Genomic DNA, 21,753 nt, shown 5'->3' with positions numbered 1-21,753 from the left:
GCTCCGGAAAAAAGAGCGGGAGTATAGCGTGTTGAGGCCCCGGATTGGCCTGCAAGTGGACATGTGGCGAGCGTTGTCTTGCGATTTGGTATGTCGGATCCAACTTCATAAAGGTTAGAATCGCCGTCTCACCCAGAGTGTGCACACATGTCCCAAGAGCTGACTTCCGAACAGATCCAGCAAGCCCTGCAGGGCATCAGCGTACCGGCCCAGCCGCAAATCATGGTGGATTTGCAGATGGAGCAGTACATGCCCGACCCGGATCTGGAAGTCATCGCCAAGCTGATCTCCCAGGATCCGGGCCTTTCCGGTTCCTTGCTGAAAATCGTCAATTCGCCGTATTACGGCCTGAGCAACAAGATTGCCTCGATCCAGCGTGCGGTGAATCTGCTGGGCAGCCGCTCGGTCATCAACCTGATCAATGCACAGTCGATCAAGGGCGAGATGAATGACGACACCATAGTCACCCTGAACCGTTTCTGGGACACCGCTCAGGACGTGGCAATGACCTGTCTGACCCTGGCCAAGCGCATCGGCGTTGAAAATGGCGACGAAGCGTACGCCCTGGGTTTGTTCCACGACTGCGGCGTGCCCTTGATGCTCCAGCGTTTCCCCGACTACATGGGCGTTCTGGAGCAGGCCTATGCCAACGCCAGCGCCGAATGCCGGGTGGTGGACACGGAGAATCAGGTGTTCAATACCAATCACTCGGTGGTCGGGTATTACACGGCCAAGTCCTGGCGTCTGCCGGAACATGTGAGTGCTGCGATTGCCAATCACCACAATGTTCTGGCGATATTCAGCGATGAATCTTCGCGCAACAGTTCGTTGAAGAATCTGTTGGCGATCCTGAAGATGGCCGAGCATATTTGCGCGTCGTACCGGGTGCTGGGCAATCAGGCCGAAGATCATGAGTGGAACAGCATCGCGCCGCTGGTGCTCGATTATGTCGGCCTCTCGGACTACGACTTCGAGACCCTCAAACAGACGATCCGCGACCTCGGCACTCATCGCTGAGTGTCGGAACCTTCCAGGCCATGCGCCTGATCCGAGAGCACCATGCCTGAATTGCCAGAAGTCGAAACCACCCGTCGCGGTATCGCGCCGTTCCTGGAAGGCCAGCGGGTCAGCCGGGTGATCGTGCGTGAACGCCGCTTGCGCTGGCCAATTCCCGAGGACCTTGATGTGCGGTTGTCCGGGCAGCGCATCGTACTGGTGGAGCGGCGCGCCAAATACCTGCTGATCAATGCCGAAGTCGGCACCTTGATCAGCCATCTGGGCATGTCAGGCAATTTGCGTCTGGTGGAGGCCGGGCTGCCGGCGGCCAAGCATGAGCATGTGGACATCGAACTGGAGTCGGGTCTGGCCCTGCGTTACACCGACCCACGGCGTTTCGGCGCAATGCTCTGGAGCCTCGACCCGCTCAATCACGAATTGCTGATCCGCCTGGGGCCGGAACCACTGACCGACCTGTTCGACGGCGAGCGCCTGTTCCAGCTGTCCCGTGGGCGTTCGATGGCGGTCAAGCCGTTCATCATGGATAACGCGGTAGTGGTGGGCGTCGGCAATATCTACGCGACCGAAGCGTTGTTCGCTGCCGGGATCGACCCGCGCCGCGAAGCCAAGAGCATTTCCCGTGCGCGTTACTTGAAGCTGGCCATCGAGATCAAGCGCATCCTGGCGGCCGCCATCGAGCGCGGCGGTACCACGCTGCGGGACTTTATCGGTGGCGACGGTCAGCCTGGTTATTTTCAGCAGGAACTGTTCGTGTACGGCCGTGGTGGTGAGCACTGCAAGGTCTGTGGCACGGGCCTTCGGGAAGTGAAACTCGGGCAGCGTGCCAGCGTTTTTTGCCCGCGCTGCCAGAGCTGACAGTCAGTCAGATTTTCAGTGAGGCTGATGACGTCATCGCGAGCAAGCTCGCTCCCACAGGGGTTTTGTGAACGATGCAATTCCAGTGTGGGAGCGAGCTTGCTCGCGATGAGGCCCGAAAGAGCACTGCATCATTCAAGCCTTGCCGGTAATTTTCCGGTACTTCTCCATCAACTGTTCTTCAGTCTCCGGATGAGCTTCGTCCAGTGGAATGCAATCCACCGGGCAGACTTGCTGGCACTGCGGTTCGTCGTAGTGGCCGACACACTGGGTGCACAGGTTCGGGTCGATCACGTAGATCTCTTCGCCTTGGGAAATGGCGGCGTTCGGGCACTCGGGTTCGCAGACGTCGCAGTTGATGCAATCGTCGGTGATGATCAGGGACATGCTAACTCCAGCCGGGGCGGCAGGCCCGGGCGCAATAAACCAATGCGTCTAATTGTGCCGCATTGGCGCTGTGGGAGCGAGCTTGCTCGCGAAAAACCTGAGAACGCCGCGGGGTGTCAGGCTTCCCGCGTTATCGTTGACGTCCATCGCGAGCAGGCTCGCTCCTACAGTTTACTTCTTGAAGCGTTCGGTCAGTGCGTCCGCCACCACAGGGTGCACGAACTTGGTGATATCGCCGCCCAGGGCTGCGATTTCACGGACCAGCGTCGAGGAAATGAACGAATAACGCTCGGACGGGGTCAGGAACAGGCTTTCCACATCCGGCGCCAACTGGCGGTTCATGTTCGCCAGCTGGAATTCGTATTCGAAGTCCGACACCGCGCGCAAACCACGCAGGAACACGTTGGCATTCTTCTCTTTGGCGAAGTGCGCCAGCAGCGTCGAGAAGCCGACGACTTCAACGTTCGGCAGATGTTTAGTCACCTCGCGCGCCAGTTCTACCCGTTGTTCCAGAGGAAACAGCGGGTTTTTCTTCGGGCTCGCGGCGACGGCGATGATCACGTGATCGAACAGGCGCGAGGCGCGTTCGACCAGATCGCCATGGCCCTTGGTAATAGGGTCGAAGGTACCTGGGTACAACACTCGGTTCATCGCGTCGTCCTGGCGGGAATCCGTTGGGGAGTCGGATGGTATCGCAGCCTTCCCGGTCGGCCAAGTCGCCTGTTGGGTAAGAAAGCACTATAGACGATGGGAATTATCGTCATTTTCATGGGTTTTTTAAACGCTCGGCCAGGGATGTCGCCAGTTGCGCCGTCAGTCCGTAGACCGACAGCTGCGGATTGGCGCCAATGCTGGTGGGGAACAGCGAGCCGTCGTGGATCGACAGATTGCCTATTTGATGATGTCGGCCGAGGCTGTCGGTCACTGCGATTGTCGGGTCTTCACCCATGGCGCAACCGCCCATCACGTGGGCACTGCCCAGGCGTGTGCGATACAACTCCAGGCTCAGGCCGTCGATCAGCGTGCGCGCTTCGGCGAGGGTCTTCACGTAGCGGGCGTCGGCGTGCATCGGCATCACGGCCTTGGCGCCACCGGCAAACTGTATCTCGGCCATGGTATGGAACGCCCGGCGCAATCCATCCCAGGCGTAGGGTGATAGCTGATAGTCCAGCACCGGCGTGTCATCGCTGCGCAATTCGACGCTGCCACCGGGACTGTCCGGGTGAAAACCGTCCCGCAGCAACGCCAGCATGGCGTGGGTATGGGCCAGATTGGCCATGTGTTGCGAGTTTTCCTGACCGAAACCACCGAGCAAAGTCGTGGCCAGCGCCGGGTGCAGAGGAGGGACTTCCAGTTTGTAGGACATTTTGCCCGTGGTGCCGTCCTGCCATTGGAAATGGTCGGAGTAGATCGACTGCGGCGCGCCGTAGAAGGGGTTGACCACTTCGTCGAACAACGCGGCGGACATGTTTACCGGGTGCAGGAATGTGCGTTTGCCCAGGCGCTTGTGCGGGTCGGGTGCCCCGGAACGCATCAGCAAGGCCGGGCTGTTGATGCCGCCACCGGCCAGCACGAAATGCCGCGCCTTGACCGTGATGGTGCGTCCGGTCGGTGCGACGCAGCGTTCATCCATCGCCGAACATTGCAGGCCGGTGACCTTGTCGCCACTGATCGTGAGTTTTTCGGCGCGGGCCAGGTAAAGCAGCTCACCGCCTTTTTCCAGTGTCGCCGGAATGGTGGTGACCATCATCGATTGCTTGGCGTTGGTCGGGCAGCCCATGCCGCAGTATCCGAGGTTCCAGCAGCCGCGAACGTTGCGCGGGATGACGTGCCATGAGTAATTCAGTGCTTCGCAGCCCTTGCGGATCACATCGTTGTTGGCGTTGGGCGGCACCATCCACGGCGCGACGCCCAGGCGTTGCTCCATTTTCTCGAACCACGGCGCCATTTCCGCCGGGCTGTGGCCCTTGACGTTGTGCTCTTTGGCCCAGTGTTCCAGGGTCGGCTCCGGGGTACGGAAACTTGAGGTCCAGTTGATCAGCGTGGTACCGCCCACCGCCCGGCCCTGGAGGATGGTGATCGCGCCGTCCTTGCTCATGCGGCCAATGCCTTCCTGATAAAGGTTGGCGTAGGCCTCATCTTCGAGCAGCTTGAAGTCGCTGCTGGTCTTGAGAGGGCCTTCCTCGATCAGCAGTACCTTGTAGCCGGCTGCGCTGAGGATTTCGGCGGTGGTGCCGCCGCCGGCACCGCTGCCGATGATCGCCACGTCCGCTTCGAGTGTCAGGTCCTGGGTCAGTTGCGAGCCGTTGTAGGTTTTCCAGCCTCGGGCCATGCCTTCGCGGAACGGATCGGGTACGGGCATTTTCGGATTCTCTTTTTATTGTTGGAGTAGGCGGTGAAGCGGCTGACGCTATCGCGAGCAAGCTCGCTCCCACAGGGGACCTCCAGTGTTCACACGGTCAGTGTGGGAGCGAGCTTGCTCGCGATGGAGGCGACTCGGTATCAGACGGTTGGCGGCCCGGGATACCCGCAATGCGCCCACGATTCCTTGCGGCCGTACCAGGCCATCATCACCAGTTGCAGCAAGGAGCTGTGGCCCATGCGCAACAGGCTCAACGAGCTGTTTTCCCAGCGATCGAGAAAGGCTCGGATGTCGTTGGCACTGGCGTTTTCCCAACTGCCCCAGATCCCGGTCAGCGGTCCGCGGGTCACGGCCATTCCCAGCACATCGAACAGTTGTTGAGTCAGCTTGAGCATTTCCGGCGACAGGTGGGCCAGGCTGTAATCCAGGCTTTTCAGCGTGCCATCGACAGCCTCGGGCATCCGTTCGGCGGTCACGGCACCCTCGAGCATGACCGGGATCAACGCCCGCAAAAACAGCAGGTCGCCGCTGCGTAACGTGACGAAGCCATTGGCCGGGGCGCTCGACGAACAGCCGCTGAGGCTGGCTCCGAGTCCGGCGGTGGCGAGGAAAGCTGTGGCGCCGAGGCTGAATTTAAGCAACCCGCGCCGTGACAGCGCGGGTGTATCGGACAGGCTGGGGGTCATTATTGTTATTACCCGACGGTGATTATCGTTAGCGGATGAACAGTTTCTGGATCAGCTTCTGAATCGACTTGCCGTACGGCGGATAGATCAACTTCGCGGCGTTGAACCGTTGTTTGATCAACACGCCCTTGGCTTTGCTGAAGGTCAGGAACCCTTCATGTCCGTGATAGTGGCCCATGCCCGAGGCACCAATGCCACCAAACGGCATGTCGTCCTGGGCGACGTGCAGCAGGGTGTCGTTCAGGCACACGCCGCCGGAATGGGTTTCGTGCAGCACGCGCTGTTGTTCGCGCTTGTCGTAGCCGAAGTAATACAGCGCCAGTGGGCGAGGGCGCTGGTTGATGTAGGCAAATGCCTGCTCCAGATCCTTGTACGGCACGATCGGCAGCAGCGGCCCGAAGATTTCGTCCTGCATCACCGTCATCTCGTCCGTGACATTGAGCAGCAGGCTATGGCTCATGCGGCGGCCCTGGCCCTGGTCGAACAGCGGCATCAGCAACGCACCCTTGCTGGTGGCGTCGCTGACGTAACCGTTGAGACGCGCCAGTTGTCGCTCATTGATGATCGCGGTGTAGTCCGGGTTGTCGGCCAGCGTCGGATAAAACCCACGGACGGCTGTGCGATAGGCTTCGACGAAACCTCCGACGCGATTCTCCGGCACCAGCACATAGTCCGGGGCCACGCAGGTCTGGCCGGCATTCAGGGTCTTGCCGAAGGCGATGCGTTCGGCGGCGTCCTTGAGCGGCACATCCCGGGAAACGATGGCCGGGGATTTGCCGCCCAGCTCCAGGGTCACCGGGGTCAGGTTTTCCGCGGCGGCGCGCATGACGTGTTTGCCGATGCTGGTGGCGCCAGTGAACAGCAGGTGATCGAACGGCAGGCGTGAAAACGCCACGCCCATATCAGCCTCGCCCAGGACCACGCAAACCAGGTCTTCGGGGAAGATTCGCGCCAGCAGTTGCTTCATCAGCAGGCCGGTCGCGGGGGTCGACTCACTGAGCTTGAGCATCACCCGATTGCCCGCCGACAGCGCGCCGACCAACGGACCGATGGCCAGATACAGCGGGTAGTTCCACGGCACGATGACCCCGACCACGCCCAGCGGTTGGTAAACCACTTTGGCCGAAGCCGGCTGGAAAGCGGCGCCCACCTTGCGTCGCGAGGCTCGCATCCAGCCCTTGAGGTGTTTGCTGGCGTAATGGATGCCGTGCAGGCTGGGCATCAGTTCCGCGAGCAGGGTTTCATCGGCGCTGCGATGGCTGAAGTCCTGGCTGATCGCATCGATCAGGGCCTGGCGTTCATTGTTCAACAAATCCTTTAGCGCCTTGAGCCATTGCTGGCGCTGCGCGGCCGGTGGCATCGGGTTGGCGGCGTACGCGGCACGCTGGGCGTCGAACAGGGCCTGAAGCTCTTCCAGCGGCTGCTGTAGGTTCTGCAGGTAGGAAATTTCAGCAGTCATGGTCGGCTCCGGATTTATTGTAATGAAGCACTTTTTAGAGTCTATGCTCTAAAAAGTCAAATGACATCCTGGAACAGCTTTGTTTTATCCGCTCGCGGATAGATCTAAGATGCCCGTCAACGCACTCTGAATTAAAGCTCAAGCCATGGCCCCACGGATCAAAACCAGCGAGCGCATCGTGCAGAACAGCCTGGAGCTGTTCAACCAGCAGGGCGAGCGCAGCATCAGCACCAACCACATCGCTGCCCATATGGAGATTTCCCCGGGCAACCTGTACTACCACTTCCCGAACAAGCAGGCGATCATCGCCGTGCTGTTCAGCGAGTACGAAAGCCTGGTGGACAGCTTCCTGCGCCCGCCCCAGGGCCGTGCCGCCACGGTGGAAGATAAACGCTTCTACCTCAAGGAGCTGCTGTCGGCGATGTGGCGCTACCGGTTTCTGCATCGCGATCTCGAACATTTGCTCGACAGTGATCCAGACCTGGCCGACCGCTATCGACGCTTCTCTCAGCGCTGCCTGATACAGGGGGGGGCGATCTACGAAGGTTTCGTCGCCGCCGGCATCCTGAAGATGGACAAGGTGCAGATCGAATCCTTGACGCTCAATGCCTGGATCATCCTCACGTCCTGGGTGCGCTTCCTGTGCACCACGCGGGAGAACTCCAGCCACTTGAGCGAGCAGGCCATTAAACGCGGGGTGTATCAGGTGCTGGTGCTGGAGGCCGGGTTCGTTACGGACCAGGCCCGCGATGCGGTCAGCGCCTTGTTCGAAGAGTTTTACGTGCCCCTGGCCCAGGCACTGGAAGAAGTACAGTAGGATCAAGGCCGAGTTAATCACAGGAGCCCGCTATGCCCATTGCGCAACTGATCAGCCCGCAAGCACTGGACCTGAAAAAGGACCAGCCGGGGCTGGTGATTCTGGATTGTCGTTTTGCCCTCGAAGACCCGGATTACGGTCAGCGCAGCTATGCCGAAGGGCACATCGCCGGTTCGAGCTATGCCGACCTCGAGCGTGACCTGAGTGGCGCCGTGGTCAACGGCGTGACCGGGCGTCATCCGTTACCCGAGCCGGCGCAACTGATCGAGCGCCTGCAAGCCTTTGGCATCAATGCCGATAGCGAAGTGGTTCTGTATGACGACGGTCCGGGGGCCTATGCGGCGCGGGCCTGGTGGTTGCTGGCATGGTTGGGCAAGCGCGACGGTGTGTTCATCCTTGATGGCGGTCTGAAGGCCTGGCACGCGGCCGGTTTGCCGCTGAGCCTGGATGCGCCGGCGATTCCCTGTGGTTCCTTCACCGGCAGTCCTGATACGGCGTTGCTGATCAGTGCCGAGCAGCTGCAAAAGCGCCTTGCACGGCCGGAACTGACCCTGCTCGATGCCCGCGCACTGCCGCGCTTCAAGGGTGAGGTGGAACCGATCGATCCGATTGCCGGGCACATCCCCGGCGCCCAGTGTGCTGCGTTTACCGAGAACCTGGGCAGCGACGGACGTTTTCTGCCGGTCGATCAGCTCAAGCAGCGTTTTGCCGCGAAACTGGGCGATCGTTCGCCAAATGATCTGGTGGCGTACTGCGGTTCCGGCGTGACGGCGTGCCACAACCTGTTTGCGTTGTGTCTGGCCGGTTATCCGTTGGGTTCGTTGTATGCCGGGTCGTGGAGCGAGTGGATCAACGAGCCTGCGCGGGGCATCGCCACCGGCGAATGAACGCCACGAAACCTTGTGGGAGCGAGCTTGCTCGCGATGGGGCCATTACATTCAATATTGATGCTGATTGTTAAGCCGCCATCGCGAGCAAGCTCGCTCCCACGGGAATGGATGGGGTTTGTGAGACCTCATCAAGCCTCAAGTCCCCGCTTTGCACTGCGATACGCCCCCGGTCCAACCCCATACACCTGCTTGAACTGCCGGCTCAGATGGCTCTGGTCGGCAAACCCCAGTTGCATCGCGACTTCCAGCGGCAGACAACCACTTTGCAGCAACGCCCGCGCCCGGGCGATGCGCTGTTGCATCAGCCAGGTGTGCGGCGGCATACCGGTGGCCCGGCGGAACACCCGGGCGAAATGGAATGGCGAGAGATTGACCGCCGTCGCCAGCGCTTCCAGTGAGGGCGGTGCTGCCAATTGCGAGTGCAGCAATTCCTTGGCCAGGCTTACGGCACGGTGTTCCTTGCCGGGTTTGCCGGCATCAGGCACCGCCGCATGACGCTGCAACAGCGACAGCACCAGTTCACGCCAGACCGTTTGTTGCTGCAATGCGCTGGCGGGGCTTTCCAGCAAGCGGTGAAGTTGGCAGAAGCCGTTCACCAGATCCTGGTCGCGATACAGCGTGGCACCGAAGGCCGGCAAGTGGTGGGTTGGCAGTTCAAGTTCGGCCAGCAGCGAGGTCATCTGCCCGCTGTCCGGATAGAACGCCCGGTAAAGCCAGCCATCCTCGGTGCCTTTGTGACCGGTGTGCAGTTCATCAGGGTTGATCAGCACCAGCGTGCCGCTGCCCGCCAGGTGTTCGGCGCCGCGATAGCGATAACGCTGGGCGCCGGCCATGATCATGCCGATCACATAGCCGTCATGCACATGTGGGGCGAAACGATGGTCGATGTAGCGGGCGGACAATAACTCGACCCCGGCCAGTGGCGGGGTTTGCCAGAAGTGGATTGATTCGCCTTGGTCAGCGTCCATGATTCAAGAGCGCCCTATGGCGGCCAGCCACTCGGGGATGCGTCGTTCCAGGTAGTAACCCGGTTGCCTGAGCGTACCGTCGACGAAGCCGACATGCCCGCCATTGGCTTGCAGTTCGAATTGCGTGCAAGCGGACAACTCATCGACCTGCGGCAGGCTGTGGGGAAACACGAAGGGGTCGTCGGCGGCCTGAATCATCAAGGTCGGCGTACGAATTTCGCCAAGGAAATAGCGGCTGGAGGCACGGCGATAGTAATCCTCGGCATCGGCGAAACCGTGCAGGGGTGCAGTGACGCGTCCGTCGAAGTCCCAGAACGTGCGCATGTTTTCCAGGGATCCGAGGGCCGCCAGGGCTGCCAGGCCCTCCTCGCGTCCGTCATGCTGGAATTGCCGCTGCTTGTTCTTGATGTAGGCGACCATCTCGCGCATGAAATGCGCCTGGTAAACCTTGGAGAAACCTTGCCCGATACGGTCGGCGCACTGGTCCAGGCGGAACGGTACCGACACCGCCACGGCGCCCGTCACGCCGCTGTCGCTGCCGGTTTCGCCCAAATGCTTGAGCAGGACATTACCGCCTAGGGAGTAACCCACCGCATACAGTGGCGCGAGAGGCCGTTTGGCCCGCAAGTGCCTGATGGTTTCGGCCAGGTCTTCGCTGGCGCCGGAATGGTAGCTGCGCGGCAACAGGTTGGGTTCGCCCGAACAGCCGCGCCAGTTCAGTGCGACGCTCGCCCAGCCTCGGTCACCCAGGGCTTTTTGCATGCCGGCGACATAAGGCGAATTCGAGGACCCGGTGAGCCCGTGCAATACCAGCACCAACGGTGCGTCGGCGCTGTGCGGGCCGTGCCAGTCGAGATCGAGAAAATCGCCGTCTTCAAGCCAAAGACGCTCGCGTTCGCGACCGATGTGCACGGTTTTACGCCACAGCGGCCCCCACAAGGTTTGCAAGTGCGGATTGCCGAGGCCGAAGGCGGGGGTGAAGCGTTCTGGCGGATGAGACACGATCATTCTCGATGCAGCGGTGCGTAGCGGGTACGCACCTTTTTCAGGTCGGTCGGTTAACCGACGATCTCTGCCATACGTTGCCACAACGAGTAGTAGACGCGCCCGGATTTCTGCTCCCGGTGCAGGCGCCAGTTCTGCGGCAGGCCCAGGGTCGACGGCGCCGACTCGCTTTCGGTGTACACCCAGGCGTCTTCGGCCAGCCATTGGCGCTCTTCGAGCAACTTGCAAACGGCGGGCAGCAGGTTCTGGTTGAACGGTGGATCGAGGAACACCAGGTCGTAGGCCGTTGCGGTCTGGGTTTCCAGGTAGCGCAGGGCGTCGGCGGTCTGGACCTGGCCGTTGGTGCAGCGCAATGTGCCCAGGTGTTCCTTCAGGCTGGACACCGCGATGCTGCTGGCGTCCAGCGCCTGGCCCATGGCCGCGCCACGGGACAGGGCTTCGAGGAACAGCGCGCCGCTGCCGGTGAACGGGTCGAGCACCTTGGCGCCCGGCACGTAAGGCGCGAGCCAGTTGAACAGGGTTTCACGCACGCGGTCCGGCGTCGGACGCAGGCCCGGGGCGTCGGGGAAGCTCAGCTTCCGGCTGCGCCATTCGCCGCCGATGATGCGCAGCTGGTTCACGCCGTTGTGGACGTTGCGGGCAGGTTTTTTCGAATGAGTAGCCATTAATGCTCCGGAACCCCGAGCGGCTGCTCGGAAGGTTTATCAGTAGGGGCCGGTAACGGCTTTTGCGGCACGGTCGGGCCAGCGCTGACGATGACCATCTTGTTCGTGCTCAGGTGTTTGTTCATGGCGGCTTTGACCTGCTCGACGGTCAGGGACTGGGACTGTTGCATGAAGTCCTCCAGGTGACTCAACGGCAAGTTGTAAAAGCCGATGGCGCCCAGTTGGCCGACGATATCGGCGTTGCTGGCGGTGGACAGCGGGAAGCTGCCGGCCAGTTCACGCTTGGCGTCGTCGAGCTCTTTTTCGGTCGGGCCGGTTTTAAGGTAGTCGGCCAGCACATCCTGCACCAGTTTCAGGGTGCCCTCGCTCATCTCGGCGCGGGTTTGCAGGTTGATCATGAACGGGCCACGCGCCTGCATCGGCGTAAAGCCCGAATACACGCCGTAAGTCAGGCCACGCTTCTCGCGCACTTCGCTCATCAAGCGGGTGCCGAAGCCGCCGCCACCGAGAATCTGGTTACCCATGGACAATGCCGCGTAGTCCGGGTCATCGCGATCGATGCCCAATTGCGCGAGCATCAGGTTGGTCTGCTTGGACGGGAACTCGATATGGCCGACGCTGGCCTTGGGCTCAGCGGGTTGCGCAATTTTCGGCAAGGCCGGGCCTTTGGGCAGGGCGCCGGAAACCTGGGCGGCAATCGCTTCGGCTTCCGTGCGGGACAGGTCGCCGACCAGTGCGATCACCACGTTACCGGCTGCGTAGGCTTTCTCGTGGAAAGCACGCAGCTGTGCCTGGGTAATCGCCGGTACGGTTTTCGCCGTGCCGTCGCTGGCGTGTGCATACGGGTGATCACCGTACAAGCGGTTCATCAGCTCCAGGCTCGCCAGTTTGCCGGGGTTCTGTTTCTGGTATTCGAAACCGGCAAGCATCTGGTTCTTGATGCGGGCCAGCGAATCGGCAGGGAAAGTCGGCTTGCCGATGACTTCGGCGAACAGCTTCAGGGCCGGCTCGCGCTTGTCCTTGGCACTCAGGCTACGCAGCGAAGCGATTGCCATGTCCTTGAACGCGCCGTTGCCGAAATCGGCGCCCAGGCCTTCGAAGCCCCGGGCAATGGCACCGACGTCTTTACCGGCCACGCCTTCGTTGAGCATGGCGTTGGTCAACACCGCCACGCCCGGTGCATCGCCGTCCTGGCTGCTACCGGCAGCGAAGATCAGGCGCATGTCGAACATCGGCAGCTCATGGGCTTCGACAAACAGCACCTTGGTGCCTTCGGCGGTGTTCCAGGTCTGCACGTCCAGCTTGCGGTGGTTCGGTGCCTTGCCGTTGAGTTCGGTCAGCGACTGCAGTTTCTGACTGGCCTTGGCCTTGTCGAGGGCTTCGCTGGCATTGGTTTCGACAGAGCGCGACAAATAGAACGCTGCGGAACCGATAACGGTGACGGCGATCAGGCCGATCAGGGCCAGGCGGGAGGGTTTACGCTCACTCATGAGTCGTCTCCAGAGGCAGTACATGGGCGACGCTGAGACGTTCGCGAGTGAAATACAGCTTGGCGGCTTTCTGGATATCTTCCGGCGTGACGCTTTCCAGATCGGCCAGTTCGGTGTCCATCAGTTTCCATGACAGGCCGACTGTTTCCAGTTGGCCGATGGCGGTGGCCTGACTGGTGATCGAGTCGCGCTCGAAGACCAGGCCGGCGATGACTTGTGCGCGTACGCGCTCCAGCTCTTCAGCGGTTGGCGCCGTGGTTTTCAGCTGGTCGAGCAGCTTCCACAAACCGGCTTGCGCCTGGGCGATGGTCTTGTGTTTCTGCGAGTTTGGCGATGCCGACAGGGTGAAGAGACTGTCGCCACGGGTATAGGCGTCGTAACTCGACGAGCCACCGGACACCAGTTCTTCTCCGCGCTCCAGTTGCGTCGGGATGCGTCCGCTGTAGCCGCCGTCGAGCAGTGCCGAGATCAGGCGCAGGGCATTGACCAGGCGCTTGTCTTCGGCTGTGGCGATGCTCGGCACGTTGAAGGCCAGCATCAGGCTAGGCAGTTGGGTCTGCACGTGCAGGGTGATCTGGCGCTCGCCCGGTTCGGCCAGTTCCAGCGGTTTTTTCGCGGCGGGCACTTCACGCTTGGCGATCGGGCCGAAATAGCGTTGGGCCAGGGTTTTGACTTCGTCCGGGGTGACATCGCCAACCACCACCAGCGTGGCGTTGTTGGGCACGTACCAGGTTTCGTACCAGTGGCGCAGCTCTTCGACTTTCATCCGCTCAAGGTCGGCCATCCAGCCGATGGTAGGCGTGTGATAGCCGCTTGCCGGATAAGCCATGGCCTTGAAACGCTCGTAGGCCTTGGCCATCGGCTTGTCGTCGGTGCGCAGGCGACGCTCTTCCTTGATGACCTCGATTTCCTTGGCGAACTCGTCGGGCGGCAGGCGCAGGCTGGCCATGCGGTCGGCTTCCAGTTCGAAGGCCACGCCCAGGCGATCCCGGGCCAGCACCTGGTAATAGGCGGTGAAATCATCGCTGGTGAATGCGTTCTCTTCGGCGCCGAGGTCGCGCAGGATCAGCGAGGCTTCGCCGGGGCCGACTTTCTCGCTGCCTTTGAACATCATGTGTTCCAGGGCGTGGGACAGGCCGGTATTACCCGGTGTCTCGTAGCTGGAGCCGACCTTGTACCAGACCTGGGAAACCACCACGGGTGCACGGTGGTCTTCACGCACGACCACCTTCAGGCCATTGTCGAGGGTGAATTCGTGGGTGGGTTGCGGGTCGGCAGCCAGAGCCGAAAGGGGCAGGCAAACTGTGCTGAGCAGCAGGCCTGCGGCGCGGCGGGCAAGAGCATTCATTCGTTTTCAAACCTTTGGGGCTGCCCGCTTGTTCTTAGCGTCAGCGGGCGAGAGGGTGCTAGGATACTGATCCGTTTTACTGGCGGCCACGCCTATCAGGCCTTTGCGTTTGATCAGGTTGTATGGGTTTGCAGCAGAAGGTTGGAATTTATCAACTAAACTCTGCTTTTTCGCCGATTTTGCTGCTTTAGTCCTTCGTAAAAACGTTTCCGTGAGGTGCCGTTCGCACCTCGACAAAATGTTGCGCGTGAACAAGCTGGGTCAATCGCAGTCTGTTCTGCATCGAATATTTATTTGCCGGGGCGCCATTGGCGCGTCGCTACCGTGAGATAGCCGTCCTCCATGTTTGGTTCCAACGACGACAAGAAGACCCCAGCTGCGGCTGGCGAGAAGAAAAGCCTGTTCGGATGGCTGCGCAAAAAGCCGCAGGAACCCGTCGTCGAACAGCCACCAGCCATTCCTGAACCAGCGCCGACGCCGGTCCCGGTAATAGAAGAAACGCCCGCGCCGGTTGTTCTGCCGATTGCCGAGCCGTCGCTGCAACCCAAGGTTGAAGCCGTTCCCCAACCAGTCAGCGAAATCGTCACCGAACAGCCTCCGGCCCCGGCGGCCGAACCGTGGTTGACCCTGCCAGTGGCCGAAGAACCCGTGGCATTGGTCGAAAATGACCTGGCTCCTCACGTGACACCACCGATTCCGGCTCCGGCAGCGTTTACGCCAGCCCCGGTTCACGCGCCTGTGGTCGAACCGATTGTTGAGCCAGTCGTCGTGGCCGAGCCTGTGCCCGTTGTCAGCCAGCCAGAGGTTCCGGTATTCGTTGCTCCGGTTGCTCCGGTTGCTCCGGTTGCTCCGGTTGCTCCGGTTGCTCAAGCACCGGCACCCGCTCCGATTCCTGAGCCGATCGCGGCGCCCGTCGAAGCCCCGGTCGAGCCGGTACGCACCGAAGAAACCAAAGCCGGTTTCTTCGCCCGCCTCAAGCAGGGCCTGTCCAAGACCAGCGCCAGTATCGGCGAAGGCATGGCCAGCCTGTTCCTGGGCAAAAAGGTCATTGATGACGAGTTGCTCGAAGACCTCGAAACCCGTTTGCTGACCGCCGACGTGGGTGTCGAAGCCACCTCGGTGATCATTCAGCGCCTGACGCAGAAGGTTGCGCGCAAGGAGCTGGCCGATGCCGATGCCCTGTACAAATCCCTGCAAGCCGAGCTGGCAGCGATGCTCAAGCCTGTCGAGCAGCCGCTGAAAATCGCCTCGCAAAACAAGCCGTTCGTGATTCTGGTCGTCGGCGTCAACGGTGCCGGCAAGACCACCACCATCGGCAAGCTGGCGAAGAAACTGCAGCTGGAAGGCAAGAAAGTCATGCTCGCCGCCGGCGACACCTTCCGTGCCGCGGCGGTGGAGCAATTGCAGGTATGGGGTGAGCGCAACAAAATCCCGGTGATCGCGCAGCACACTGGCGCCGACTCGGCCTCGGTGATCTTCGACGCCGTGCAGGCCGCCAAGGCCCGTGGCATCGATGTGCTGATCGCCGACACCGCCGGCCGTCTGCACACCAAAGACAACCTGATGGAAGAACTGAAAAAGGTTCGCCGGGTGATCGGCAAGCTCGACGCCGACGCACCTCACGAAGTGCTGTTGGTGCTTGACGCCGGGACCGGCCAGAACGCCATCAACCAGGCCAAGCAATTCAACCAGACCGTCGAACTGACCGGCCTGGCGCTGACCAAGCTCGACGGCACCGCCAAAGGCGGGGTGATTTTCGCCCTGGCCAAGCAATTCGGCCTGCCGATCCGCTACATTGGCGTCGGCGAAGGCATCGACGATTTGCGTACCTTTGAAGCAGAACCCTTTGTCCAGGCATTGTTTGCCGAGCGGGAGCGTTCATGATTCGTTTCGAACAGGTCGGTAAGCGCTACCCGAACGGTCACGTCGGCTTGCATGAGCTGAGCTTTCGAGTCCGTCGTGGCGAGTTCTTGTTTGTCACCGGCCATTCCGGCGCCGGTAAATCCACGCTGTTGCGCCTGTTGCTGGCGATGGAACGCCCGACCAGCGGCAAGTTGCTGCTCGCCGGGCAAGACCTGAGCACCATCAGCAACGCGCAGATTCCTTTCTTGCGTCGGCAGATCGGCGTGGTGTTCCAGAATCACCAGTTGCTGTTCGATCGCACGGTGTTCAATAACGTCGCGTTGCCTTTGCAGATCCTGGGGCTGTCCAAGGCCGAGATCGCCAAGCGCGTGGACTCGGCACTGGAGCGCGTGGCGCTGTCGGATAAAACCGATCTGTACCCGGGTGACCTGTCCACCGGTCAGCAGCAGCGCGTCGGCATCGCCCGCGCCATCGTTCACCGTCCGGCCTTGCTGCTGGCGGATGAGCCGACCGGTAACCTCGATCCGCGCCTGGCCGCCGAGATCATGGGTGTGTTCGAAGACATCAATCGCCTGGGTACCAGCGTGCTGATCGCCAGTCACGACCTGGCCCTGATCGCCCGCATGCGCCATCGCATGCTGACCTTGCAACGCGGTCGATTGATCGGTGACGGGGAGGCCGCGGTATGAGTGCAACGCGTAGCCCCAAGGTTTCCGAGCGTGTGGCCCCGAAGGCCGCCGATCCGCAACCGCAAAAGAAAAAACACGACGATGACGACGGGCCGGACTTTGCCACGTTGTTCCGCGCCTGGATCGAAAGTCATCGCGCCAGCCTGGTGGACAGCCTGCGCCGCCTGGGCAAGCAGCCTATCGGCAGTTTCTTCACCTGCATGGTGATGGCGGTGGCCCTGAGTTTGCCCATGGGGCTGTCACTTTTGCTAAGTAACGTCGAGCGTCTGGGTGGTTCCTGGCAGCGTGCGGCGCAGATTTCCCTGTATCTGGACCTTGAGGCCAAGCCGGCGGAAGGCGAAGCGCTGCGCGATCAGATCAAGGGCATGCCTGGCGTCGCCGAGGCCGAATACGTTGGCCGGGATCAGGCGCTGGAAGAGTTCCAGCAACAGTCCGGGCTGGGCGAGGCGCTCAAGGAGTTGCCGGAGAACCCGCTGCCGGGCGTGGTCCTGGTGACGCCGACTGAAGTCGACAAGCCGGCTCTTGAAGCATTAAGACAAAAACTATCCGAGCTGCCGAAGGTACAACAGGCGCAACTTGATTTAGTCTGGGTCGAGCGTCTGGCAGCCATCCTCAAGCTGGGTGACCGTTTTGTCTTCGGTCTGACTGTGCTTCTGGTTTCTGCATTACTTTTGGTGATAGGCAATACCATTCGTCTTCATATTGAAAACCGCCGCACAGAGATAGAAGTGATTAAACTGGTCGGCGGCACTGACAGCTATGTGCGCAGGCCCTTTCTGTATATGGGTGCGCTGTATGGCTTCGGTGCGGGGATTCTGTCCTGGGGCGTTCTGGCGTTCGGCCTTGATTGGCTGAACGACGCGGTGGTGGGGCTGGCCGGTTTGTACGGCAGTGATTTCGCGCTGGCTGGAGTGCCAGTTGCCGACGGTCTGTCTCTCTTGCTTGGCGCGGTGCTGTTGGGGTATATCGGTGCATGGATTGCAGTCGCACGCCACCTGAGGGAGCTTGCGCCTAAGTAGTATCATTTTGCTCGTATTGACCTTTCAGCGTTTATGGGTTTTAGGGAACTTGTCTTTCGGTTTCCGGTCAATTTTCGCAGTGCTGAACTGCACGAGTTTGTAAGTCGGAGGTTTTTTCGTATGACCAATTCTTTGCAACCTGCATATGCTCTGGTCCCGGGTGCGAACCTGGAGGCCTATGTGCACACCGTCAACAGCATTCCATTGCTGTCGCCGGAGCAGGAGCGTGAACTGGCCGAGAGTCTCTATTATGAGCAGGATTTGGGGGCGGCTCGGCAGATGGTGCTCGCCCACCTGCGTTTTGTCGTACATATCGCCCGTAGCTATTCCGGCTACGGTCTGGCTCAGGCTGACCTGATCCAGGAAGGCAACGTCGGCCTGATGAAGGCCGTGAAGCGCTTCAACCCGGAAATGGGCGTGCGCCTGGTGTCCTTTGCCGTGCACTGGATCAAGGCGGAAATCCACGAGTTCATCCTGCGCAACTGGCGCATCGTGAAAGTCGCGACCACCAAGGCCCAGCGCAAGCTGTTCTTCAACCTGCGCAGCCAGAAGAAGCGTCTGGCCTGGCTGAACAACGAAGAAGTCCATCGCGTAGCGGAAAGCCTGGGTGTAGAGCCTCGGGAAGTACGCGAGATGGAAAGCCGCCTGACCGGCCATGACATGGCCTTCGATCCGGCTGCCGAAGCGGACGACGACAGTGCATTCCAGTCGCCGGCCAACTATCTGGAAGACCACCGGTACGATCCGGCCCGTCAACTGGAAGATGCCGACTGGAGCGACAACTCCAACCACAACCTGCACGAAGCGCTGGAAGTGCTGGACGACCGCAGCCGTGACATCCTCTACCAGCGCTGGCTGGCGGAAGAAAAAGCCACGCTGCACGACCTGGCGCAGAAGTACAACGTGTCGGCCGAGCGTATTCGTCAGCTTGAGAAAAGCGCGATGAACAAGCTCAAGTTGTCGATCGCTGCGTAACTGGCGAGCAGGCAATAAAAAACGCCCCGATCATTGATCCTGTGGGAGCGAGCTTGCTCGCGATGAGGCCCGAACATTCAATATAAAAGTTGAATGTCAGGCCGTCATCGCGGGCAAGCCCGCTCCCACAGTGGTTTTCAGGGTCTGAAAAATTGGGATCAGTTATTGGGCCCAAGGCGCCCGGCGCGAATCGTTCAGCCCGACCAGATAGCTGTCGCCACCTAACTGGCTCATCTGTCGCCGAATCCAGCCTGCGCGTCGCGCCACGTAAGCGGTCGGATGGCTTGCACTCCACACGCGAGGGTTGGGCAGTACGGCGGCCAACAAGCTCGATTGCTGACGGCTGAGGTTCCTGGCGCTCACGCCAAAGTGATGCCGGGCCGCCGCTTCGGCACCAAACACGCCGTCATCCCACTCGACACTGTTGAGGTACACCTCAAGAATCCGTTGCTTGGGCCAGAACACTTCGATCAGTCCGGTGAACCAGGCTTCCAGGCCTTTACGCAGCCAGCTGCGACCAGACCACAGGAACAGGTTTTTCGAGACTTGCTGGCTGAGGGTGCTGGCGCCACGGATCGAACCGCCGCGCTCGTTATGGGCAAACGCCGCCTGAATTGCGCCGATATCGAAGCCCCAGTGCTCCGGGAATTTCTGGTCTTCGCCGGCAATCACCGCGACTTTCAGGTCATCGGAGATTTCGTCCCAGGGTTTCCAGGTCCGTTGCAGGTCGATGGGTTCGCCGTCAAACCAGGATTCGATCTTGCGCTCGACCATCAGCGTCGTCCCCGGTGGCGGCACCACGCGAAAGATCAGCACCAGCAATACGCTGCCACCCATGAACCAGAGCACGGCCTTGGAGAAATGACGGAAATAGATACGCAGCATAGAGATGGCTTGGCCGAACCCGTTGAGCGGGCCATTATACAGACCCTTTGGATCGAAACTGACTGGAGTTCTGCATGCTGCGTGGCTTTCTGATGCTGGCCGCTTTTTTCGGCTTCACCGGTGTCGGTCTCGGGGCCTTTGCCGCCCATGGCCTGAAAAACCGTCTGACACCTGAATATCTGACGATTTTTCATACCGGCGTCACTTATCAACTGGTGCACACCCTGGCGCTGCTGGGCGTGGCGCTGCTGGCCACGCAGATTCCCGGCCGTTTGCTCACGTGGGCCGGCGCATCCTTTGCCATCGGCATCCTGCTGTTCTCCGGCAGCCTGTACGTGCTCACGCTGACGGGTATCAGCAAGCTTGGCATTGTCACCCCGTTCGGCGGCCTGGCCTTCCTCGCGGGCTGGCTCTGCCTGGGCCTCGCCGCCTGGCGCTTGCCGCTGACCACTTGACGCTTATTGCTGACCTTTAGGTCACGATCGGGCTAGAATGCCAGCCCCTAAAAATGATGGCGGCATCCGGCATGCGCATTCAGTTGAACGGCGAATCCTTTGAACTGCCCGACGGTGAAACCGTTGCGGCCCTGCTGACCCGTCTGGACCTGACCGGTCGCCGGGTGGCGGTCGAACTCAATCTGGATATCGTCCCGCGCAGTCTGCACGCAGACACCACGTTGAACGACGGCGACAACGTCGAAGTGGTGCACGCCATCGGCGGCGGCTAGCAGCCTCGCCCCAGTGGCCACAGAATTCTGCAAGTACCTCACCCCTACAGAGGATTTCCCATGAGCATCGTTCGCAGCGACAAGCCTTTCGTCCTGGCCGGTCGTACTTACCAGTCGCGTTTGCTGGTCGGTACCGGCAAGTACCGTGACATGGAAGAAACCCGCCAGGCCATCGAAGCCTCGGGTGCCGAAATCGTCACTTTCGCCGTACGCCGCACCAACCTTGGCCAGATCGAGGGCGAGCCGAACCTGCTCGAAGTGCTGTCGCCGGATCGCTACACCTTCCTGCCGAACACCGCCGGTTGCTATGACGCTATCGAGGCCGTACGCACCTGCCGCCTGGCTCGTGAGCTGCTCGATGGCCACAACCTGGTCAAGCTGGAAGTGCTGGCGGATCAGAAAACCCTGTTCCCCAACGTGATCGAAACCCTCAAGGCCGCCGAAACGCTGGTCAAGGAAGGCTTCGACGTGATGGTTTACACCAGTGACGACCCGATCATCGCCCGTCAGTTGGCGGAAATCGGTTGCATCGCGGTGATGCCGCTGGCCGGTCTGATTGGCTCCGGTCTGGGGATCTGCAATCCATATAACCTGCAGATCATCCTCGAAGAAGCCAAGATCCCGGTGCTGGTGGATGCTGGTGTCGGTACTGCTTCCGACGCCACTATCGCCATGGAACTGGGTTGTGATGCCGTGCTGATGAACTCGGCCATTGCCCACGCCCAGCAGCCGGTCATGATGGCCGAAGCCATGAAACATGCGATCGTCGCAGGCCGACTGGCCTACCTCGCCGGCCGCATGCCGAAAAAACTCTATGCCAGCGCCTCTTCGCCGCTGGATGGTCTGATCAAGTAAGAGCCATTGATGACTGAATCGAACGACACGCCTATCCAGACGGAAGAAGGCGACGAGCGCCAACACCGCCGCATCAAGAGTTTCGTGATGCGCGCCGGGCGCATGACCGAAGGCCAGCAAAAGGGCCTGGAGCAGGGCACTCCGCTGTTCGTGCTGCCGCTGGCCGACGCGCCGGTGGATTTCGACCAGGTGTTCGGTCGCTCGGCACCGCGCTCGCTGGAAATCGGTTTCGGCATGGGCCATTCGCTGCTGGAAATGGCAGCGGCTGCGCCGGATCAGGATTTCATTGGCGTTGAGGTTCACCGTCCGGGTGTCGGTGCGCTGCTCAATGGCGTGCTGACACAAGGCCTGACCAACCTGCGGGTCTACGATTGCGATGCGATCGAAGTGCTCAACCGCTGCGTGGCCGATAACAGCCTCGATCGCCTGATGCTGTTTTTCCCGGATCCGTGGCACAAGAGCCGTCACCACAAGCGTCGTATCGTTCAGGCGTCCTTCGCTGAGTTGGTGCGCAGCAAATTGAAAGTCGGCGGCATTCTGCACATGGCCACTGACTGGGAACCGTACGCCGAATACATGCTGGAAGTGATGAACGTCGCGCCGGGTTACCGCAACCTCGCCGAAGACGGCAAGTGCGTACCACGCCCGGCCGAGCGCCCGATCACCAAGTTCGAACGCCGTGGCGAACGTCTTGGGCATGGGGTGTGGGATCTGAAGTTCGAAAAACTGGCGTAAACCTGTGGGAGCGAGCTTGCTCGCGATGGCGGCCTGGCAGTCAACAGAGATGTTGG

General features: G+C 60.9%; 23 protein-coding genes. 12 read left to right on the top strand and 11 right to left on the bottom strand.

What is annotated here, in order from left to right:
- Positions 1 to 147 precede the first annotated feature (147 nt).
- Together J4D25_RS23875 and mutM are read left to right on the top strand one after the other, a co-directional pair.
- Positions 148 to 1,017: an HDOD domain-containing protein gene (locus J4D25_RS23875; RefSeq protein ID WP_057712895.1), complete on the top strand. Its 870-nt coding sequence runs from the start codon at positions 148 to 150 to the stop codon at positions 1,015 to 1,017.
- Between the two features lie 42 nt (positions 1,018 to 1,059).
- Positions 1,060 to 1,872 (top strand): bifunctional DNA-formamidopyrimidine glycosylase/DNA-(apurinic or apyrimidinic site) lyase, encoded by an 813-nt coding sequence (mutM, locus tag J4D25_RS23870; protein ID WP_057712896.1) that lies wholly within the window; start codon positions 1,060 to 1,062, stop codon positions 1,870 to 1,872.
- A gap of 135 nt (positions 1,873 to 2,007) precedes the next feature.
- On the opposite strand, the gene J4D25_RS23865 is transcribed toward mutM, so the two are convergent.
- From J4D25_RS23865 to J4D25_RS23845, 5 genes are all read right to left on the bottom strand, one after another.
- On the bottom strand, positions 2,008 to 2,259 hold the full coding sequence (locus J4D25_RS23865) for a YfhL family 4Fe-4S dicluster ferredoxin (RefSeq protein WP_003195146.1): 252 nt from the start codon (positions 2,257 to 2,259) through the stop codon (positions 2,008 to 2,010).
- A gap of 171 nt (positions 2,260 to 2,430) precedes the next feature.
- A complete protein-coding gene (coaD, locus tag J4D25_RS23860; RefSeq protein WP_046039203.1) occupies positions 2,431 to 2,910 on the bottom strand; it encodes a pantetheine-phosphate adenylyltransferase in 480 nt (159 codons plus the stop codon).
- 115 nt (positions 2,911 to 3,025) lie between these two features.
- Positions 3,026 to 4,621 (bottom strand): GMC family oxidoreductase, encoded by a 1,596-nt coding sequence (locus J4D25_RS23855; RefSeq protein ID WP_057712897.1) that lies wholly within the window; start codon positions 4,619 to 4,621, stop codon positions 3,026 to 3,028.
- Between the two features lie 140 nt (positions 4,622 to 4,761).
- Positions 4,762 to 5,307: a hypothetical protein gene (locus J4D25_RS23850; RefSeq protein WP_057712898.1), complete on the bottom strand. Its 546-nt coding sequence runs from the start codon at positions 5,305 to 5,307 to the stop codon at positions 4,762 to 4,764.
- 28 nt (positions 5,308 to 5,335) lie between these two features.
- On the bottom strand, positions 5,336 to 6,766 hold the full coding sequence (locus J4D25_RS23845; RefSeq protein ID WP_057712899.1) for a coniferyl aldehyde dehydrogenase: 1,431 nt from the start codon (positions 6,764 to 6,766) through the stop codon (positions 5,336 to 5,338).
- Positions 6,767 to 6,911: 145 nt separating this feature from the next.
- Between J4D25_RS23845 and J4D25_RS23840 the strand changes: the two genes are divergently transcribed.
- Complete coding sequence (locus J4D25_RS23840; RefSeq protein ID WP_057712900.1) at positions 6,912 to 7,583, top strand: TetR/AcrR family transcriptional regulator; 672 nt, start codon at positions 6,912 to 6,914, stop codon at positions 7,581 to 7,583.
- 32 nt (positions 7,584 to 7,615) lie between these two features.
- On the top strand, positions 7,616 to 8,470 hold the full coding sequence (locus J4D25_RS23835; RefSeq protein WP_057712901.1) for a sulfurtransferase: 855 nt from the start codon (positions 7,616 to 7,618) through the stop codon (positions 8,468 to 8,470).
- A gap of 131 nt (positions 8,471 to 8,601) precedes the next feature.
- Here the strand turns inward: J4D25_RS23835 and J4D25_RS23830 are convergent, their stop codons facing one another.
- The 5 genes from J4D25_RS23830 to J4D25_RS23810 are packed head-to-tail and all read right to left on the bottom strand — an operon-like array spanning position 8,602 to position 13,949.
- The gene (locus J4D25_RS23830) at positions 8,602 to 9,441 is read right to left on the bottom strand and encodes an AraC family transcriptional regulator (protein ID WP_057712902.1); all 840 of its coding nucleotides are present in this window, start codon (positions 9,439 to 9,441) and stop codon (positions 8,602 to 8,604) included.
- A gap of 3 nt (positions 9,442 to 9,444) precedes the next feature.
- Positions 9,445 to 10,443 carry a hydrolase gene (locus tag J4D25_RS23825; RefSeq protein WP_057716541.1) on the bottom strand — a complete coding sequence of 333 codons (999 nt, stop codon included), beginning with the start codon at positions 10,441 to 10,443 and terminating at the stop codon, positions 9,445 to 9,447.
- 56 nt (positions 10,444 to 10,499) lie between these two features.
- Positions 10,500 to 11,111 (bottom strand): 16S rRNA (guanine(966)-N(2))-methyltransferase RsmD, encoded by a 612-nt coding sequence (gene rsmD / locus J4D25_RS23820; RefSeq protein WP_057712903.1) that lies wholly within the window; start codon positions 11,109 to 11,111, stop codon positions 10,500 to 10,502.
- Positions 11,111 to 12,601, bottom strand: coding sequence for a pitrilysin family protein (locus J4D25_RS23815; RefSeq protein WP_057712904.1), 1,491 nt, complete (start codon positions 12,599 to 12,601; stop codon positions 11,111 to 11,113). Before J4D25_RS23815 ends, rsmD begins: the two co-directional genes overlap by 1 nt.
- The gene (locus tag J4D25_RS23810; RefSeq protein WP_057712905.1) at positions 12,594 to 13,949 is read right to left on the bottom strand and encodes a pitrilysin family protein; all 1,356 of its coding nucleotides are present in this window, start codon (positions 13,947 to 13,949) and stop codon (positions 12,594 to 12,596) included. The genes J4D25_RS23815 and J4D25_RS23810 overlap by 8 nt, the downstream gene beginning before the upstream one ends.
- A gap of 342 nt (positions 13,950 to 14,291) precedes the next feature.
- Here J4D25_RS23810 and ftsY point away from each other — a divergent pair, with 342 nt between their 5' ends.
- The 4 genes from ftsY (at position 14,292) to rpoH (ending at position 18,495) form a co-directional block, all read left to right on the top strand.
- Positions 14,292 to 15,833: a signal recognition particle-docking protein FtsY gene (ftsY, locus tag J4D25_RS23805; protein ID WP_057712906.1), complete on the top strand. Its 1,542-nt coding sequence runs from the start codon at positions 14,292 to 14,294 to the stop codon at positions 15,831 to 15,833.
- A complete protein-coding gene (gene ftsE / locus J4D25_RS23800) occupies positions 15,830 to 16,501 on the top strand; it encodes a cell division ATP-binding protein FtsE (protein WP_007975383.1) in 672 nt (223 codons plus the stop codon). Before ftsY ends, ftsE begins: the two co-directional genes overlap by 4 nt.
- Positions 16,498 to 17,520 (top strand): permease-like cell division protein FtsX, encoded by a 1,023-nt coding sequence (gene ftsX / locus J4D25_RS23795; protein WP_057712907.1) that lies wholly within the window; start codon positions 16,498 to 16,500, stop codon positions 17,518 to 17,520. The genes ftsE and ftsX overlap by 4 nt, the downstream gene beginning before the upstream one ends.
- Before the next feature lie 120 nt (positions 17,521 to 17,640).
- On the top strand, positions 17,641 to 18,495 hold the full coding sequence (rpoH, locus tag J4D25_RS23790; RefSeq protein WP_007975386.1) for an RNA polymerase sigma factor RpoH: 855 nt from the start codon (positions 17,641 to 17,643) through the stop codon (positions 18,493 to 18,495).
- A gap of 162 nt (positions 18,496 to 18,657) precedes the next feature.
- Here the strand turns inward: rpoH and mtgA are convergent, their stop codons facing one another.
- Positions 18,658 to 19,380 carry a monofunctional biosynthetic peptidoglycan transglycosylase gene (gene mtgA / locus J4D25_RS23785; RefSeq protein ID WP_057712908.1) on the bottom strand — a complete coding sequence of 241 codons (723 nt, stop codon included), beginning with the start codon at positions 19,378 to 19,380 and terminating at the stop codon, positions 18,658 to 18,660.
- Between the two features lie 74 nt (positions 19,381 to 19,454).
- Between mtgA and J4D25_RS23780 the strand changes: the two genes are divergently transcribed.
- The 4 genes from J4D25_RS23780 to trmB all read left to right on the top strand — a co-directional run bounded on the left by J4D25_RS23780 (position 19,455) and on the right by trmB (position 21,697).
- Positions 19,455 to 19,835 carry a DUF423 domain-containing protein gene (locus J4D25_RS23780; protein ID WP_057712909.1) on the top strand — a complete coding sequence of 127 codons (381 nt, stop codon included), beginning with the start codon at positions 19,455 to 19,457 and terminating at the stop codon, positions 19,833 to 19,835.
- Between the two features lie 71 nt (positions 19,836 to 19,906).
- A complete protein-coding gene (gene thiS, locus J4D25_RS23775; RefSeq protein WP_198530228.1) occupies positions 19,907 to 20,107 on the top strand; it encodes a sulfur carrier protein ThiS in 201 nt (66 codons plus the stop codon).
- Positions 20,108 to 20,167: 60 nt separating this feature from the next.
- Positions 20,168 to 20,962, top strand: a complete 795-nt coding sequence (locus tag J4D25_RS23770) for a thiazole synthase (RefSeq protein ID WP_008019974.1) — start codon at positions 20,168 to 20,170, stop codon at positions 20,960 to 20,962.
- A gap of 9 nt (positions 20,963 to 20,971) precedes the next feature.
- A complete protein-coding gene (gene trmB / locus J4D25_RS23765) occupies positions 20,972 to 21,697 on the top strand; it encodes a tRNA (guanosine(46)-N7)-methyltransferase TrmB (protein ID WP_057712910.1) in 726 nt (241 codons plus the stop codon).
- Positions 21,698 to 21,753: the final 56 nt, after the last annotated feature.

Origin of the sequence: Pseudomonas sp. GW456-L13 (genome assembly GCF_017350115.1) — a bacterium.
GTDB classification, from domain to species: domain Bacteria; phylum Pseudomonadota; class Gammaproteobacteria; order Pseudomonadales; family Pseudomonadaceae; genus Aquipseudomonas; species Aquipseudomonas jessenii.
Note: the sequence above shows the minus strand (reverse complement) of the source record. Positions and strands in the feature narration are given on the sequence as shown.